Raw genomic sequence first — 15,710 nt, forward strand, 5'->3', positions numbered from 1 at the left:
CACGGCAACCTGCCTTTCGTGTCCGGTGGTTGAGCATCACTTCAGTCGAGTACGACGACGCGCTTGCCCGGGAACGCGCCGGACTCCGAGTCGGCCTGCGCCTCGCGGACGGATTCCAGGCAGAGGCGGACCGCGCGCAGGGTGTCGCGCAGCATGTCCGCGCGGTCGGGGCGGCGGGTGGTGGCCGGCACGGTGGCGCCCAGGTCCTTGGCCGTGGCGGCGGCGGTCAGGCCGACCGTGGAGGTGCCGCCGCGGATCAGCAGAGTCTGTCCGGCGCGCAGGTCCAGGCCGGTGGCCAGGACGCCGTAGGCGGTCTGGACCATCTCCGGGGGCACCGGCAGCTCCGTGGCGACGAGCTCGTCGGTGCCGCCCGGTTCAAAGACGACGATGGCGCGCATCGTGCGGGGCCCGGTCTCCTCGGCACGGTTGGCCGGTTCGTTCACGGTGGTTCCTCGTGACGTCGCGGCGCCGAGACGTGGTCACCGCCACGCCTCAATGTCCCCTGGGCCGGCCAAGACGGCCGTTGCCCGGGTGGCGCCCGGCGCGACGCACCGGTGATTCTCTCCATCCATCAGAACCTGACCTGTCACACCATGCTCCCGGGGTCCGGGCCGGTGCCCGGGACCGCTGCGTCATCCGCCCGGTCGTTGTGACCTGCGATGTCGAGTCTTACCGGCGATGCCCCGCACCGCATCCCGACGCAGTGGCCGTCACCGCAGTCGTGGCAGTTCGTCCCGTGCTGCATGGCTGCAGATCTGCAGATCTGCAGATCTGCAGCGGACCTCTGCCGGTGACCGACAACGGAGCAAGGACTTTCGGCTCGACGCCCACACCGCCCCAGGGCTCTCAGTGGGCGCTGGTGTCCTTGAAGCCGCGGGGCACGATGGCGATGGTCAGGACGCCGGCCGTGACGGCAACCGGCGTGCAGGGTGCGCAGGCCTGCGGCGAAGAGGGAGTAGCCGTGGACGTACTGCAGCCACAGGGAGATGAGGAAGAGTGCGGCGCCGATGGCGAGCATGGCCAAGAGCGTGGCGAGGGCGGCGGCGAAGGCTGTCCATGAGGACGTATGCACCGTGACCGCCTCGCCACCCGCCCCCGCGACGCCGCCGGCGCTGGATCCTGACCGGCCCAAGACCCCGGTCGAGGACGTCCGGCGGGGAACTGGGCGGGTGCGGCTATGCGCCGGGGTGCATGGCGTCGCGGACCAGGGCGGTGTCGACGAACTGCTCGAAGCGGACGATCTTTCCGCCGCGTACGACGAAGTGGTGGGAGACGCGCACGTTGAGCGGCTTGTTGGTGGCCTTGTTGGTGGCGGTATAGCGGGCGAGGACGACGACGTTCTCGCCGTCGACGACGTAAGTGTCGTCGTGGGCGGCCCAGCCGTCCCAGGACTTGCCGAGCTGCTCCATGACGGCGGAGGTGACGCCGGTGGGGGTGCGGTAGGTGCCGGCCAGGGGGAAGCCGGCCATCTCGGTCCACTCCACGTCGTCGGCCAGGGTGGCCCGCAGGGCTTCGAGGTCGCCGTTGGCGGAGGCGATGTACTGGCGGCGCACCACGTCGGCGGGGGCGGCGGAGGCGTGGAAGTCGGTGGTCTCCATGGGTTACGGCCCTTCTCAGATGGGGTCGGAGGTGTCGCGGGCGGTGGTGCTCATGGGTTCTCGCTGGGCTCGGCGGGCACGGTGCGGCCGGTGTCCCCGGCCGGACCGTGGTCGGGGTGGGTCAGCCCCAGGTCATTTCGCCCTTGGCGACCTTCGCGCCGAGCTGGGCCGCGATGAGCATGCCGGAGCCGGGGTAGCGGGCGACCAGCGCGTTCGTCAGGGCCTCGCCGCTGTCGGCCTTGTCCAGCTCGTCCTCGAAGGCGGTGAGGTGAGGTAGTCCCGGGTGTAGGCGATCGGGCTCGCGTCGAGAGCGGCGGCGGTGGGCAGCCGGTGGCCGGGGACGGCGAAGGCCGGGTCGAGGGCCGTCATCTCGTCCAGCAGCTCGATCCACACGGCGCGGTCCTGCGGCTTGCCGGTGTCGGCGACCCAGACGTGCTCGTTCTGGAAAAGCAGGACGCCGCCGACGATCGCCCGGTGCTCGGCCTGCCACAGGTAGTGGCGGTCGGGCAGCCCCGGGTGGCCGCCCTTGAGCTGAAAGACGTGGCCTTCGAAGGTGAGGTCGGCGGTCAGTTCGGCCATCTCGACCAGACGGGTGGGGCGGTTGGCGCCCACCGGCTCCCAGGCCTTGAGCTTGCCCTCGTACGCGGCCTTGATGTGCTCGATCACCAGCGGCGTCGCCAGGATCTCGGCATCGGGGAAGGCGTCGGCGATGACTTCGGCGCCCCAGTAGTAGTCGGGGTCGGCGTGGCTGACGAAGACCTTGGTGAGGTTCTTGCCGGAGTCGAGGATCTCGGCGGCCAGCCGGTGTCCGTCGGCGCGGGTGAATCCGGTGTCGATGAGGAACGCGTCGCGCTCACCGGTGATGAGGGTGGCGGTCTTGTTCTTCGAGCCGACGGGGAAGTCCAGGTCGATGACCTTGAAGTCGAGAGTGCTCATCATCATGTCCTTTGCCAGGATCGGCGTGGGGGGTGGGGTGGGGTGGGGTGGGGTGGGGGCTGGTTGCCGGCCGTGTGGGTTCAGGTTCGCGCCGCCGGGTTCGGGCGGCACCGACCGTGCCGGTGTGTCGGCCGGGATTCAGCGGCCGGACGCGGCCGAGTGGGTGCGGGCGGCGCCGAACTGCTCCAGGAGTGTGTCGATCTTGTCGGGACCGGCGTGGCCGACGGCGAGGACCGCGGTCCGGTCGCCGTCCTGCGCCAGGAGGGTCGGGTAGGCATGCGCGCCCAGGGCTGCCGCCCGCCGGAAGTCGGCCTCCGCCGCAAGGGAGGCGGCCGGTGCGGCGAGTGCGGCGGCGACCTCCAGCGCGTCCAGGCCGGCTGCCGCGGCGATCCGGGTGAAGGTGTCGGGGTCGGACAGGCTCAGGCCGTCCTGGTAGAACGCGGCCTGCACGGCCATGGCCAGCTCCACCGCCCGCTCCGGGGCCGCCTGCCGCAGCACCGACATGCCTCGGGCGGCGTCCAGGGAGTCCATGACGAACGAGCCGTCGGCGATCAGCCGCTCGTACCCGGCCCCGAACGCGACACCGGTCAGCTCGCTGATCTTGGCGTTGGCGCCCTGGACGTAGCCGAACTCGCGGATCGGCACGGCGCGCGGCCCGGTGAACAAGCCGCCCGACACGACCTCGACGGGAAGTTCGGGGTGACGCAGGGTGACCTCGGCCAGGGTGGGGGCGAACCCGTAGGACCAGCCGCAGTAGGCGTCGAAGACGTAGACGAGTTTCATGGGGAGGCCTGGCCTTTGCAGAGGGACTCGCTCCGCACCGAAGCGATGTACCTGCTTCAACAGTATCTGCCGCGTCAGATATTCCTGCCTGGTGAAGGCCCCCTCTCCGCGGGGCTTCCGCCCCTACCGCAGGCGGGGCAGAGCGTCCCGCGCCGAGTGGGACAGGATCCGCAGGCACTCCATGAACTGCTCCCTCGCCTCCTCGGGCAGCGGTGCCAGGAAGTGGCGGCGGATGTTCTCCACGTGCAGCCGGCTGGCCCGCACCACGATGTCCTCGCCCCGGGCGGTGAGCCGTACCAGCTTGCCCCTGCGGTCCGCGGGGTCGTCGGCGCGCACCACCAGACCGGCCGCCTCCATCCGGTCCACCAGGCGGGTCATCCCGCCCGTGGTCAAGACGCGCTCCTGCGCGATGGCCCGCATGGACATGCCCGCGCCGCCCGCCCTGCCCACGATCAGCAGCACCTCGTACATCAGGTGGCTGATCCCGAACTCCTCCTCGATCGCACCGCCGAGCAGGTACTCCAGCCGCCCCGCGGCCCCCTGCAGCCGTCCGAACGCGAGCACCAGCTCGTCGTTCGCCGCCTCCTGTGCCGAAGTGATCCCCGCACCTTCGCCCACCCGCCACACCCTTCGCTCGTCAGATCCGGTCTCGGGCACGATCATCCCCTCCCGGCCGCCCGGCTCGCGGCAATGCCCTCCCTGGTGGGCGCTGTGGTGTTGGTTCCGGGTCCATGCCTGGCCGGAGTGAAGGAAGTGGTGAGAGATCCGCGCGCTGATCGGTGTCGAGCCCCGGCCTCACCAGGATCAGAGGAATTCAAGGGCCTGTGACACGAATTCGGCGTGGTGCTGGAAGATCCCGCCGTGTCCGGCGTCGGGGTAGAGGGGTACGAGTTGGCCCTGGGGCAGACGTGCGGCCAGATCGAGGGTGTTGTGGCTTGGCACCATCCGGTCGCTCTCACCGTTTGCCACGAGGGCTGGATGGTGAATGCGCGACAGGTCTGCCTGCGCCTGGAGGCCCCACCGGTGGATGGCCTTCAGCTGGGCGCGGAACGACGACAGCGAGATGACTTCGTCGCGGTTGACTGTGCGCTCCTTCAACCGTTCCAGGAAGGCGCGCCCTGCCCGTCGGCCGCCCTCGGTGTCGGTGAAGAAGAGGAACTGCTTCGGATCCTGGCGGGTCAGGGCCCCCTTCAGCGTGGCTCGGATGGTGAGTGCCGTGACCTTGTCGATGCCGGGGCCTCCGGCGGGCCCCGTGCCCGCAAGAATGATCTTGCGTACGAGATGCGGTTCCTCTGCAGCGATGACCTGGGCGAGGAAGCCGCCCATCGACAGGCCGAGCAGGTCGACCCGGTCGAACCCGAGGGCCCGGATGAACAGCACGGCGTCGTGGGCCATCGCCTCGATGGTGTCGGGCGTGGAGCCGCCCGTCGCACCGACTCCGCGGTTGTCGAAGGTGACCACCGGGCGTCGGGCGGCGAGTCCGTCGATGACGCGTGGATCCCAGTTGTCCAGGACCGCGGCCAGATGGTTGAGGAGGACCAGCGGGACGCCGTCCTGCGGACCGAGCTGCCGGTAGACGAAGTCGACGCCGCTCACGGACACGGAGCGGGTCGGCGCGTTCTTGTACGACGCCGGGGTGGGGGTGGGGGAATTCCGCGGTGCACTCATGACCGGGTCCTGGGGGTAGTGGGGGGTGCGGGAACCTTCTCGTTGCCTGGGGAGGTCTTACCGTTCGCTCCGGTGGGGCTCTGCCCTCGCGTCATCGCGACGACGACCTTGCCGGCCTTCGCGCGGCCCTTCTCGACGTACTCCATGGCCTCCCGGGTCTGATCGAACGGGAAGACACGGTCGACTACGGGACGGATCTTCCCGGTGTCGATGAGCGGCGTGAGTTGGCGCAGTTGGTCACCGCTGGCCTTCATGAACAGGAACGAGTACGACACGCCCAGGCGCTTGGCGCGGCGGCGGGTCTTGAAGCTGAGCGCGGTCATCGCCAGTCGGAGGATCGCGTTCGCGCCCAACTCGCGGGCGAAGGCCGCGTCGGGAGGGCCTGCGACGCTGATGACTTTCCCGCCGGGCTTGAGTACCCGTAGGGACTTCTCGAGCGTCTCGCCGCCGAGGGTGTCCAGGACCACGTCGTAGCCGTCGAGGACCGCCTCGAACGCCTGCAGCTTGTAGTCGACGACGACGTCCGCGCCGAGCTCCTTGACCAGGTCGACGTTGGCGGTGCTCGCGGTGGTGGCCACGTGCGCGCCCAGCACCTTTGCCAGTTGAACGGCGATGGCGCCGAGGCCGCCGGCGCCCGCGTGGATCAGGACCTTCTGGCCCGGCTGTACTCGTGCCCGTTCAACCAGCGCTTGCCAGGCGGTCAGGGCGACGAGGGGAAGGGAGGCGGCCTCCGCCATGGTGAGCGTGGCCGGTTTGATCGCCACGTCGTCCTGGTGGACGGCGATGAGTTCGGCGAAGGTGCCGATACGGTCCTTGTCGGGGCGCGCGTAGACCTCATCACCCAGCGCGAACCGGGTGACGGCCGGCCCCACCTGGACCACCACCCCGGCGAGGTCGTTGCCCAGGACGAGCGGGAGACGGTACGGCAGGATCGCCTTGAAGGCCCCGTCGCGGATCTTGAGGTCCAGCGGGTTGACGCCCGCCGCGGCGATCCGCACCAGGACGTCGTCGGCTCCCACCCGCGGGTCGGGCATCTCGCCGGCGCGCACGCCGGCCTTGTCGCCGTACCGCTCGATCATGAAGGTCTTCATCGTCGTCTTCTCTTCTCGTCCGCGAGGGGACGGGATCCCGGTCTCGTAGCGGGCTTCTCCCGGTACGAGACACTGTCGAGCTGGTGAGGTTGCGCGGCCCGATGATGGGGACGAGCGAGGCCCGGACCGGGCGGCGCGCTCACGCCATGTTCGGTGAAGCGGCCAGGCTCTGCCTGACGTACCGGGTGGTCTCGTCGGCGAGGATCTCGGGCAGGCCCTTCTCGATCCCGTACAGGGCCTGTGCGGCAACATCGGCGGGATCGGTCTTTTGATCGGCGGGAACGGCCGCGGCCATGTCGGTGTCCATGTACGCCACGTGCAGAGCCGAGACGGTGATGCCGCGGGGCGCCAGTTCCTCCCGGGCCGCGTCGGTCAGCGCCCACGCCGCGGCTTTGGCCGCGGCGTAGGACCCGAGGCCGGCCGGGTGCAGCCAGGACAGGACCGACAGGACGTTGAGCACGGCGCCGCCGCCGTTGCCCTCGATGACGGGGGCGAAAGCCCGCGTCACGGTGAGCGGACCGAAGAAGTTCGTTTCCATCTCCAGGCGCACCGCATCCAGGCCGCCCGCGATCAGCGGCGTGGCGGTGGAGATGCCCGCGTTGTTCACCAGCAGCGTCGCGTCGGACGCCGTGCGGGCCGCGACCCGGATCGACTCCTCGTCCGTCACGTCCAGCAGAAGAGGGGTGACGCCCGGCAGGTCCACCGTCTCGGGGCGGCGGGCCGCCGCGTAGACCTTCGCCCCGCGCTCCACGAGCTGGGCGGCCAGATGCCGCCCGAGCCCCCTGTTGGCGCCGGTGACCACCGCTACCGCGTCCTTCAGCTCCATGTCTGCTCCCAGCGTCGTCGCGGGCGCCGAGCGGCCGCCCGCAGAAATTAGATTACGAATACAATCTAAACCCTGGCGTAGGATAGATGTCAAACGACATCCACTCGGGAGGTGGCTGATGGGCCGCGTAACGCAGGCACAGGCGGAGGAGAACCGCCGGAGGGTCGTGGAAACCGCCTCCCGGCTGTTCAGGGAGCAGGGAACCCACGTCAGCGTCGCCGACCTCATGAAGGCGTCCGGCCTGACCCACGGTGGCTTCTACAAGCAGTTCGCCTCCAAGGAGGCGCTCGTCGACGAAGCCACCGCCCATGCGTTCGATGAACTGACCCGGCTCCGCAATGACGGACTCGACCAGCACGCCGGACAGCGCGACGCCGCCCAGCAGGCGCTGATCGACACGTACCTCTCCGTCGAGCATCGCGACAGCGCGGCAGACGGGTGCCCCGCCGCCGCCCTCGCCACCGACATCGCGCGCGAAGCCGGAGATCGCGAGGCCCGCCGCGTCTACACCGAAGGAGTGAGCGACTTCGCCGAGTGGCTCGCCACCGAGGATCAGGACGGCATCAGCCGGCTCTGCACCATGCTCGGCGCTCTCGTCCTGGCCCGAGCCACCAAGGGCTCCCCGCTCTCCGAGGAGATCCTCACCGCCGCGCGCGCCGCATTGACGGCGACTGACTGACCCGGGACACGACACCGGGCACCACGCCGCAGGGATTCACCGGCCCGTCAGGAGCAGCTGCGCACGCGCGCCGGACGAACACCCCGCGACCCGCTTGGCAACGGCTGCCAGGCGCAGCAACCCGAGACCGCGGCGAACGCGGCCGAGCTCACGCTCTACGGCGGGGCACGCGACGGCCAACGCGGCCGGGAGGCGGCCTCAAAGCTCGGCGCCCGCTTCGTTCGGATCGACGTCACCGGCGAGGACTCCGCCGAGGACGCCGCCGCATTCGTCCGCGGTCGCGGGCCACGAGGTCCAGCCCCGGGCCGAAGACGGTGCCCCGTACCGTGACGGCGCCGCTCCGACCGGCGGCTTCCCACCGCGCACACTCCCGCACGCATGCGCGGGGTTGCCTGGCATGACCGGCCGTGGGCCGCTCCGTACACGGCCGGCCGCGGTGGAGCAGTCGGTCGGCGACCGAGGCGATCTCGTGCACCCGGTAGGGCATGCCGGGCACCCCGATCTCCGGAGGGCGGGTGGCCGATCACATACGGCCGGAAGCGGCCCGGGCCGGTCCGTCCGGCACGAACCGGATGGTCCGGCCCAGGCCGGCGACGCGATTGCCTACGGAGATACCGGCAGGCCGCCGAAGGTGACGGCGAGGCGGCCGTCGGCAGCGAAGGACCAGCTCAGCGCGCCGGCATAGGAGGAGCACCGGGATCCGTTGGAGCCGGACCAGAACTGGTTCGAGCTGTCGGCGTCGCCGATGGTCCTGTCGTTCGTTCCGCTGCTGCTGCTGCGGCACGAGACGTTGTTGCGGAACACCGAGGTGCCGTCGTCGAACGAGTAGTTGCGCTGGGCGTTGTCGATGCTGACGTTGTCCGAGACCGACATGGTGCCGGGGTTGCTGTTGTACGTGAATCCGTGCTTGCCGTTGCGGTAGGCGATGCTGCGCCGGATGACGTGGTCGACCTTGATGTCCTCGCCGCCGAGCTTGTAGCCGTTGCGGTCACCGTTGGAGTTCACGGTGCCGTCGGAGAGGGTGCCGTTGGCGTAGGCGAGGGAGTCCTCGATGGTGACCGGACCGATGGGGCCGGTGTCGGTCTTGGTGTAGAGGTCCCAGCCGTCGTCGATGTTGTTGTGGGACACGGCGTAGCGGAAGACGTTCCCGGGACCGACGGTGAGCTTCGCTGCGAAGCCGTCTGCGTCCTCGCCATCGGAATCCGCGTTGTCGTGCGACTCCGCACTCAGGACGAGGTTGTTGGAGGGCCACTGGTCACGCGGGGTGGTGGAGGCCATCCGCGAGAGCTGCAGCCCGGTGTCCCGGTTGAAGCGCGTCACCGTGCGCTCGAAGACGTTGTTGCTGCCGCCGACGAAGATCCCGTTGTCGCCGGCGCGCTCGACGACGATGCCCTTGACGTGCCAGTACGACCCGTTCACAGCGAGTCCTCGGTTCGCCGGGTCCTCGCTCATCGCCGAGAAGTTCAGCACCGGCTGCTCACCCGGGTAGGCGGACAGCTGCGTGCGGGCACTCGACGTGCCGTCCTTGCCCTGCGGGATGGTGATCGTCTGGGAGTAGCGGTACGTCCCGCCGCGTAGATAGATCGTTCCACCGGCAGGGACACGGCCGATCGCCGAGGTGAGCGTCGTCGGGGCCGATTGCGTACCGGCCGCACTGTCGCTGCCGTTCGGCGCCACGTACAGCGCGGCGCCCGACGGTGGCGGGGTGGTGGCTTCCGCTTCGACATCGAGGGAGTCGATGTTGGGCAGGCCGGCGGAGGCCGTGGGGCTGAGCCGGATGGTGTTACTGCCCGATGTGAGGGGCACCGTGAGTGTCTTCGTCGCCCATGTCGCCCATGTGCTGGTGCTCTCGAACGACGCCGATGTGGCCGCCGAGTCGTTCACGGTGACGGCCGCGGGCCGTGCGGTGGTGGTTCCGTTGGCGAAGCGGACCTTCAGCGTCGCAGTACCCGAGGTGGCGGCGTTCACCGTGAACTGCGTGTAGGCACCGACCGCGTTGGTGCCGTTGCAGAATCCGCTGCCGGAGTAGCCGGCCCAGTCGGAGTCGATGGTGCCGGTACAGAGCGCGGGCGAGCTCTCGGCCTCGTAGCGGACAGGGGCGGCTGCGGCCGTGCCACCGGGCAGCGCCGCGAACGCGCCGGCAGCCAGCGCGGCGCAGGCAAGTAGGGACAGGGAGGATCTCAGTTTCATGGGGGGCCTGGTTCCTTCTCCGTAGTCGCCTGCATGCAGGCATGACGGTGCGGCTCTCGACCAAGAATCAGAAAGCGCTTGCTGCGCAAGAGTTGGCCATGGGCGTCCAGGAGGGTGCCAAACAAGGCCGGTCAGGGGCCCTTGCGCTTCTCCGCGATCCTTCGCGGGAAATGGCATGCGGCTTCTCTCGATGAGAGATAGAAAGCGCTTACTACTTTACGTAGATGTCATGCACACGTCAACTCGCGTATCTGGGCAACTCTCCGCCATTTGGCGGCAGTTGCCTCGAGAGCTGGCCCCAACCAGGGAGCGAGCCCGGTCCGATGCGGCCTCACGCGCTCCGCAGGGCGGCGACGAGGTCCCTCAAGCGGTCGAGGCCCGCACGCGGGACCAGGCCCAGGTGGTACAGGTGTGCCTCGCCGAGGCCCGCGGCCACATGGCGGGCGGCCAGCGCGCCGAGGCCCTCCTCGTCCGCGGGCAGGGTCTCGGGACGGAAGTAGCCGCCGACGGCGGTGGCGGGTGGCGCCAGCTCACGGAGGGCGGCAAGCGGACCTCCGCCGGGCCCGGACTCGGACCCGGAATCGGCCGGCCAGCAGTTGGCGACCACCGCGTCGATGCCCTCGGTCACGGTCGGCCCGAGTGGCGCGAACGCCCCGGTGGCCCAGGGGGAAGCGGAGCCGTGCACGGTGATGCGGATGCCGGGCGCGGCGGTACGCGCGGCGGCGACCAGGCGGGCGTGCAGGGCGGAAGCGGACGCGCCGGCGCACTCGCGCAGCACGGCGGCCGTCTGCTCCCCGAGGGCACCCTCGGGGCTCTTCGGTGGCTGCGCCGACGGCCCGATGGCCGCGCGGACCTGGGCCGCGAGGTGTTCGGGGTCGAGGCCCGACGCCCGCTGGACACGTCGGCAGGAGGCACAGAAGCACAGTGAAAGCAGCTGCCGCTGGACCGGGGTCCACTGTGCGAACTCGGTCTTGTCGTGGTGCCCGCCGTGATCCACTCCCAGCGGACCGGCGGCCTCCAGGATCAGGCCGTCGGCCTCGCCGAGCAGGGCGACCTCGTGCACGAGGGTCGCGCAGTAGTCGGCGACCTGGGGCGCCTGCGGGCACAGGGCGTAGGGGTACGGCTCATCGAAGGCGTTGCGCCGTACGACGTCCGGATTATCGCGCCCCAGCACGCTGTTGTGGGTGAGGACGGTCCATGCGGCGACCCGTAGCCCCGCCGCGACGAGAGCCTTCCTCGCCACGGTGAAGGAGTCGGGGGCGGTCCAGCGGGGAACGCGCGGCACCAGCCTCATTCCCCGCCAGGCCGCGGGGCGGACCGGGAGGTAGCAGGCGGCGTGTTCGGCGTCCACCAGTCGGTGGTGCGGGTGGAGCGGGGTGGCGGCGCGGGTGCTGTGGTAGTTCGCCGCGACGGCCACCGTCTCCACGCCGGCCTCACGGGCCCGGTCCGCGGCCGCGGGATCATCGGCGAAGTCCCAGGGGTACGCGTATCCGGTCGCCGTCACCATCGGAACCTCACCGCCTGTGCGTGGATTCGGGCATGTTCATACCTGTGAACTCCGGCCAGGGCCATGAGCGTTGCGAACAGTAGGCATTCGCTCGTGACCTCGTCAAGCTGCCGCCCGCGGTTGACGATCTTTCGAAACGCCCCTCCTCGCGTTCACGTATGTGACTACGTTCTCCCGCATGGAGACCTCACACACGCGTACGCCCCACACCGTTCTGCTCACCGGCGCGGCCGGGGGCGTCGGCACCCTGATGCGGGAGCTGCTTCCCGGCTACGGCTACCGGCTCCGGCTGCTCGACGTGGTACCCGTCGACGGCGAACCGGACGCGATCGTCGCCGATCTCGCCGACCGCGAGGCACTGCGGGAGGCCGTCCACGGCGTCGACGCGGTCGTTCATCTCGCCGGGATATCCCTGGAGTCCACCTTCGAGAAGGTGCTGGCCGCCAACGTCACCGGGCTGCACCACCTCTACGAGGCCGCCCGCGAGGAGGGGGTGCGCCGCGTCGTCTTCGCCTCCAGCAACCACGCCGTCGGCTTCACCCCCCGCCCCCGCGGGGACGACCCGCTGGTCCCCGTCGACACCCCGCGCCGGCCCGACAGCTTCTACGGCCTGTCCAAGTGCTTCGGCGAGGATCTGGCCCAGCTCTACTGGGACCGCCACGGGATCGAGACCGTATCGGTGCGGGTCGGCTCCTGCTTCCCCGAGCCGACCTCGGTCCGGATGCTGTCGTTGTGGCTGAGCCCCGCCGACTGCGCTCGGCTCCTGCACGCGGCGCTGACCGCCGAGAACGTCGGACACAGCGTCGTGTACGGATCTTCCGCCAACACCCGGCTGTGGTGGGACCTTTCCTCGGCCCGGGCGATCGGCTACGAACCGCAGGACGACTCAGAACGGTTCGCCGAGCGGCTCGTCACCGAGCTGGGGATTCCCGACGAGGGCGACCCCGACGATCTGTACGTGGGCGGCCGCTTCTGCACCGACCCGCCGCGCTGGCCGCACTGACACGGCCAACAGAAAGCGCTTTCCACGACTCGTGCACGAAGCATTGACGAAACACCAACTGCCGCTTAGCTTCTCGTCATTGCACTTCGTACGTCATATATGAGACGCGATACACGAGATCTGAGAGTGCGTCATGACCTTCGCCCCCAGCCCCATCCCGTCCCGCACCCAGTACGTCCTGGAGGCGATCAAGCACGACATCCTCACCGGAGGCCTGAGCCCCGGTCAGGCCCTGGTCGAAACCGAACTCGCCTCGCGCTTCGGGGTGTCCAAGACCCCGGTGCGCGAGGCGCTCAAGACCCTCGCCGGCAGCGGGCTCGTGGTGATGAGCCAGTTCAAGGGGGTCACCGTGCGCATGGTCGACGCCGACATGGCCCGCGAGGTCTACGACGTACGGCTACTCCTGGAGCCCGAGGCGGTCCGCCGCACCGTGGCCGCACGCGCCCCGCTCGAGGCCGCCCGGGAGGCACTGGCGCGGGCCGCCGGGGCCGAGGATCCGGCCGAACGCTCGCTCGCCAACCGCGAGTTCCACCGCGCGCTCTACCTGCCCTGCGGCAATCCCCTGCTCGGCAGGATGCTCGACGAGGTCCGCGACCAGGCCGCCCTCGTCTCCACCGTCGCCTGGGCCGCCGTCCCCTCCTGGGAGCACGAGGCCGCCGAACACGAGGAGATCTTGCGGCTCGCCGCCGCGGGAGAGGCGGAGCGGGCCGGCCGGGCCGTCCATAAGCACATCGCCTCCTTCGTCCAGCGCGCCTTCCCCCTGGACGGCGGGGGCGGCGAGTGACCATGGCGTTCGAGCCCCTGAAGAGCGCACTCGCCGATGTCGTGGCCATCCCCGTCACACCCTTCACCGCGTCGGGAGAGCTCGACACCGAAGCGCACCGCACTCTCCTGCGGCGCCTGATCGAGGCCGGTGTACGCACGCTCACACCGAATGGCAACACCGGCGAGTTCTACGCCCTCACACCCGAAGAGCGCCGTCTGGTCACCGAGTTGACCATCGACGAGGCGGGCGGGCGCGCCACCGTCCTGGTCGGCGTCGGCCACGACGTGCCGACGGCGATCGCGGCCGCCCGGCACGCCCGCGCCTGCGGGGCACAGATGCTGATGGTGCATCAGCCAGTACATCCGTACGTCTCCGAAGCCGGCTGGGTCGACTACCACCGGGCCATCGCCGAGTCCGTGCCCGAGCTCGGGGTCGTCCCCTACATCCGCAACCCGCAGTTGAGCGGGGCCCGGCTCGCGGAGCTGGGCGACGCCTGCCCGAACGTCGTCGGTGTGAAGTACGCGGTCCCGGACGCGGCCCGGTTCGCCGGCTTCGCCCGTGACGCGGGGCTCGACCGGTTCGTCTGGGTGGCGGGGCTCGCCGAACCGTACGCCCCTTCCTACTTCGCGAGCGGCGCGACGGGCTTCACCTCCGGCTTGGTCAACGTCTGCCCGCCGCTCTCGCTGGAGATGCTGTCGGCCCTGCGGGCCGGCGACTACCCGGCCGCGATGAAGGTGTGGGAACGGATCCGCCGCTTCGAGGAGCTGCGGGCCGCCGACGGCAGCGCCGACAACGTCACGGTCGTCAAGGAGGCCCTCGCCTCGCTCGGTCTGTGCCGGCGCGACATCCGCCCGCCCAGCCGCGAACTGCCCGTGTCCGCACGCGCCGAGGTCGCCGCGATAGCCGCCGGATGGCGGGCATGAGCAGGCGGCCCGAGGAACTGCGCAGCCACCAGTGGTACGGCACGGAGGGGCTGCGCTCGTTCAGCCACCGCGCCCGCACCCGCCAGCTCGGCTACCTCCCCGAGGAGCACCTGGGCAAGCCGGTGGTGGCGATCCTCAACACCTGGTCCGACATCAACCCCTGTCACGTCCACCTCCGCGACCGCGCGCAGGCCGTGAAGCGGGGCGTGTGGCAAGCCGGTGGCTTCCCCCTCGAATTCCCGGTCTCCACCCTTTCCGAGACCTTCCAGAAGCCGACGCCGATGCTCTACCGCAACCTCCTCGCGATGGAGACGGAGGAACTGCTGCGTTCCTACCCGGTCGACGGCGCGGTCCTCCTCGGCGGCTGCGACAAGTCCACCCCGGCGCTGCTGATGGGCGCGGCCTCGGTGGACCTGCCGACCGTCTTCGTGCCGGCCGGGCCGATGCTGCCGGGCCACTGGCGGGGCGAGACCCTCGGTTCCGGCACCGACATGTGGAAGTACTGGGACGACAAGCGTGCGGGCCTGATCGGGGACTGCGAAATGGCCGAGCTGGAGAGCGGGCTGGCCCGCTCCCCCGGTCACTGCATGACGATGGGCACGGCCTCCACGCTCACCGCCGCCGCCGAGACCCTGGGCGTCACGGTGCCGGGCGCGTCCTCCATCCCGGCGGTCGACTCGGGGCACGACCGGATGGCCGCCGCCTCCGGGATGCGGATCGTGGAGCTCGTACGGCAGGACCTGCGGCTGTCGCGGATCCTGACCCCGGAGGCGTACGAAGACGCGGTCGCCGCCGTCCTGGCGCTCGGCGGATCGACGAACGCGGTCATCCACCTGATCGCCATGGCCGGCCGTTCGGGGGTGCGGCTCACTCTGGACGACTTCGACCGCATCGCGCGGACCGTTCCGGTGCTGGCCGACCTCCGCCCCGGCGGGCGGTTCCTCATGGAGGACTTCCACTTCGCCGGCGGCATGCCCGCGTTCCTCTCCCGGCTCACCGACGTGCTGCACCTCGACCGGCCGACCGTCTCCCACGACACTCTGCGGGAGCAGCTCGACGGCGCCCGCGTGCACAACGACGAGGTGATCCGGGAACGCGCACGGCCACTCGCACCCGAAGGCGGGGTCGCGGTGCTGCGCGGGAACCTCTGCCCGGACGGCGCGGTCATCAAGCACATCGCCGCCGAACCGCACCTGCTGAAGCACACCGGCCCGGCGGTGGTCTTCGACGACTACCGCACCATGCAGCGGACCATCGACGACCCGGAGCTCGGAATCACCGCGGCTCACGTGCTCGTACTGCGGGGCGCCGGGCCGAAGGGCGGCCCGGGGATGCCGGAGTACGGGATGCTGCCGATCCCCACGTACCTGCTGGAGCAGGGCGTACGGGACATGGTCCGGATCTCCGACGCCCGGATGAGCGGCACGAGTTACGGCGCGTGCGTGCTCCACGTCGCACCCGAATCGTACGTCGGCGGGCCGCTCGCCCTGGTCCGCACGGGCGACACCATCACCCTCGACGTCGAGGCACGCACCCTTCATCTGCACCTGACCGACGACGAGTTGGCACGTCGGCGCGAGGCGTGGACCCCGCCGCCGGTCCGCTTCGAGCGCGGCTACGGGGCGCTCTACACCGAGCAGATCACCCAGGCCGACACGGGATGCGACTTCGAGTTCCTGGCCCGGCCCGGGGCGACTCCCGATCCCTACGCGGGCTGATTCCTTCGCGCGGCCGACGCGT

General features: G+C 70.4%; 13 protein-coding genes and 2 pseudogenes. 5 read left to right on the plus strand and 10 right to left on the minus strand.

The annotated features are described in order from the left end of the window. Positions 1 to 41: 41 nt before the first annotated feature. The 8 genes and pseudogenes from AC3IYI_RS02460 to AC3IYI_RS02495 form a co-directional block, all read right to left on the minus strand. Positions 42 to 329: pseudogene (locus AC3IYI_RS02460) on the minus strand (hypothetical protein); the annotation flags it as partial. Between the two features lie 846 nt (positions 330 to 1,175). Beyond that, positions 1,176 to 1,598 carry a nuclear transport factor 2 family protein gene (locus tag AC3IYI_RS02465; protein ID WP_489408626.1) on the minus strand — a complete coding sequence of 141 codons (423 nt, stop codon included), beginning with the start codon at positions 1,596 to 1,598 and terminating at the stop codon, positions 1,176 to 1,178. Between the two features lie 121 nt (positions 1,599 to 1,719). After that, positions 1,720 to 2,534, minus strand: a pseudogene (locus AC3IYI_RS02470) (MBL fold metallo-hydrolase). A gap of 138 nt (positions 2,535 to 2,672) precedes the next feature. Then, entirely contained in the window at positions 2,673 to 3,317 is a 645-nt protein-coding gene (locus AC3IYI_RS02475; RefSeq protein ID WP_489408627.1) for a DsbA family protein, read from the minus strand. Between the two features lie 123 nt (positions 3,318 to 3,440). Beyond that, positions 3,441 to 3,935, minus strand: coding sequence for a MarR family winged helix-turn-helix transcriptional regulator (locus tag AC3IYI_RS02480; RefSeq protein ID WP_489408628.1), 495 nt, complete (start codon positions 3,933 to 3,935; stop codon positions 3,441 to 3,443). Positions 3,936 to 4,121: 186 nt separating this feature from the next. Further along, on the minus strand, positions 4,122 to 4,985 hold the full coding sequence (locus AC3IYI_RS02485; protein ID WP_489408629.1) for an alpha/beta fold hydrolase: 864 nt from the start codon (positions 4,983 to 4,985) through the stop codon (positions 4,122 to 4,124). Next, the gene (locus AC3IYI_RS02490; protein ID WP_489408630.1) at positions 4,982 to 6,076 is read right to left on the minus strand and encodes an NADP-dependent oxidoreductase; all 1,095 of its coding nucleotides are present in this window, start codon (positions 6,074 to 6,076) and stop codon (positions 4,982 to 4,984) included. The genes AC3IYI_RS02485 and AC3IYI_RS02490 overlap by 4 nt, the downstream gene beginning before the upstream one ends. 139 nt (positions 6,077 to 6,215) lie before the next feature. After that, positions 6,216 to 6,902, minus strand: coding sequence for an SDR family oxidoreductase (locus AC3IYI_RS02495; protein ID WP_489408631.1), 687 nt, complete (start codon positions 6,900 to 6,902; stop codon positions 6,216 to 6,218). Between the two features lie 118 nt (positions 6,903 to 7,020). Between AC3IYI_RS02495 and AC3IYI_RS02500 the strand changes: the two genes are divergently transcribed. Beyond that, on the plus strand, positions 7,021 to 7,581 hold the full coding sequence (locus AC3IYI_RS02500) for a TetR/AcrR family transcriptional regulator (protein WP_489408632.1): 561 nt from the start codon (positions 7,021 to 7,023) through the stop codon (positions 7,579 to 7,581). A 603-nt stretch (positions 7,582 to 8,184) separates the two neighbouring features. On the opposite strand, the gene AC3IYI_RS02505 is transcribed toward AC3IYI_RS02500, so the two are convergent. Together AC3IYI_RS02505 and AC3IYI_RS02510 are read right to left on the minus strand one after the other, a co-directional pair. Then, positions 8,185 to 9,771 carry a right-handed parallel beta-helix repeat-containing protein gene (locus tag AC3IYI_RS02505; protein WP_489408633.1) on the minus strand — a complete coding sequence of 529 codons (1,587 nt, stop codon included), beginning with the start codon at positions 9,769 to 9,771 and terminating at the stop codon, positions 8,185 to 8,187. A gap of 331 nt (positions 9,772 to 10,102) precedes the next feature. After that, positions 10,103 to 11,278: a hypothetical protein gene (locus tag AC3IYI_RS02510; RefSeq protein ID WP_489408634.1), complete on the minus strand. Its 1,176-nt coding sequence runs from the start codon at positions 11,276 to 11,278 to the stop codon at positions 10,103 to 10,105. Positions 11,279 to 11,456: 178 nt separating this feature from the next. Here AC3IYI_RS02510 and AC3IYI_RS02515 point away from each other — a divergent pair, with 178 nt between their 5' ends. The 4 genes from AC3IYI_RS02515 to araD all read left to right on the plus strand — a co-directional run bounded on the left by AC3IYI_RS02515 (position 11,457) and on the right by araD (position 15,688). After that, a complete protein-coding gene (locus AC3IYI_RS02515) occupies positions 11,457 to 12,281 on the plus strand; it encodes an NAD-dependent epimerase/dehydratase family protein (protein WP_489408635.1) in 825 nt (274 codons plus the stop codon). Between the two features lie 133 nt (positions 12,282 to 12,414). Further along, positions 12,415 to 13,065: a GntR family transcriptional regulator gene (locus AC3IYI_RS02520; RefSeq protein WP_489408636.1), complete on the plus strand. Its 651-nt coding sequence runs from the start codon at positions 12,415 to 12,417 to the stop codon at positions 13,063 to 13,065. A gap of 2 nt (positions 13,066 to 13,067) precedes the next feature. Continuing rightward, on the plus strand, positions 13,068 to 13,970 hold the full coding sequence (locus AC3IYI_RS02525; RefSeq protein WP_489408637.1) for a dihydrodipicolinate synthase family protein: 903 nt from the start codon (positions 13,068 to 13,070) through the stop codon (positions 13,968 to 13,970). Further along, positions 13,958 to 15,688: an L-arabinonate dehydratase gene (gene araD, locus AC3IYI_RS02530; protein WP_489408638.1), complete on the plus strand. Its 1,731-nt coding sequence runs from the start codon at positions 13,958 to 13,960 to the stop codon at positions 15,686 to 15,688. The genes AC3IYI_RS02525 and araD overlap by 13 nt, the downstream gene beginning before the upstream one ends. Positions 15,689 to 15,710 lie beyond the last annotated feature (22 nt).

The organism is Streptomyces sp. GL_148, assembly GCF_057834205.1.

Coding starts and splice junctions, on each gene's coding strand:
- AC3IYI_RS02465 (WP_489408626.1), bottom strand. CDS start 1,598: ATGGAGACCACCGACTTCCACGCCTCCGCCGCCCCCGCCGACGTGGTG.
- AC3IYI_RS02475 (WP_489408627.1), bottom strand. CDS start 3,317: ATGAAACTCGTCTACGTCTTCGACGCCTACTGCGGCTGGTCCTACGGG.
- AC3IYI_RS02485 (WP_489408629.1), bottom strand. CDS start 4,985: ATGAGTGCACCGCGGAATTCCCCCACCCCCACCCCGGCGTCGTACAAG.
- AC3IYI_RS02490 (WP_489408630.1), bottom strand. CDS start 6,076: ATGAAGACCTTCATGATCGAGCGGTACGGCGACAAGGCCGGCGTGCGC.
- AC3IYI_RS02495 (WP_489408631.1), bottom strand. CDS start 6,902: ATGGAGCTGAAGGACGCGGTAGCGGTGGTCACCGGCGCCAACAGGGGG.
- AC3IYI_RS02500 (WP_489408632.1), top strand. CDS start 7,021: ATGGGCCGCGTAACGCAGGCACAGGCGGAGGAGAACCGCCGGAGGGTC.
- AC3IYI_RS02505 (WP_489408633.1), bottom strand. CDS start 9,771: ATGAAACTGAGATCCTCCCTGTCCCTACTTGCCTGCGCCGCGCTGGCT.
- AC3IYI_RS02510 (WP_489408634.1), bottom strand. CDS start 11,278: ATGGTGACGGCGACCGGATACGCGTACCCCTGGGACTTCGCCGATGAT.
- AC3IYI_RS02515 (WP_489408635.1), top strand. CDS start 11,457: ATGGAGACCTCACACACGCGTACGCCCCACACCGTTCTGCTCACCGGC.
- AC3IYI_RS02520 (WP_489408636.1), top strand. CDS start 12,415: ATGACCTTCGCCCCCAGCCCCATCCCGTCCCGCACCCAGTACGTCCTG.
- AC3IYI_RS02525 (WP_489408637.1), top strand. CDS start 13,068: ATGGCGTTCGAGCCCCTGAAGAGCGCACTCGCCGATGTCGTGGCCATC.
- araD (WP_489408638.1), top strand. CDS start 13,958: ATGGCGGGCATGAGCAGGCGGCCCGAGGAACTGCGCAGCCACCAGTGG.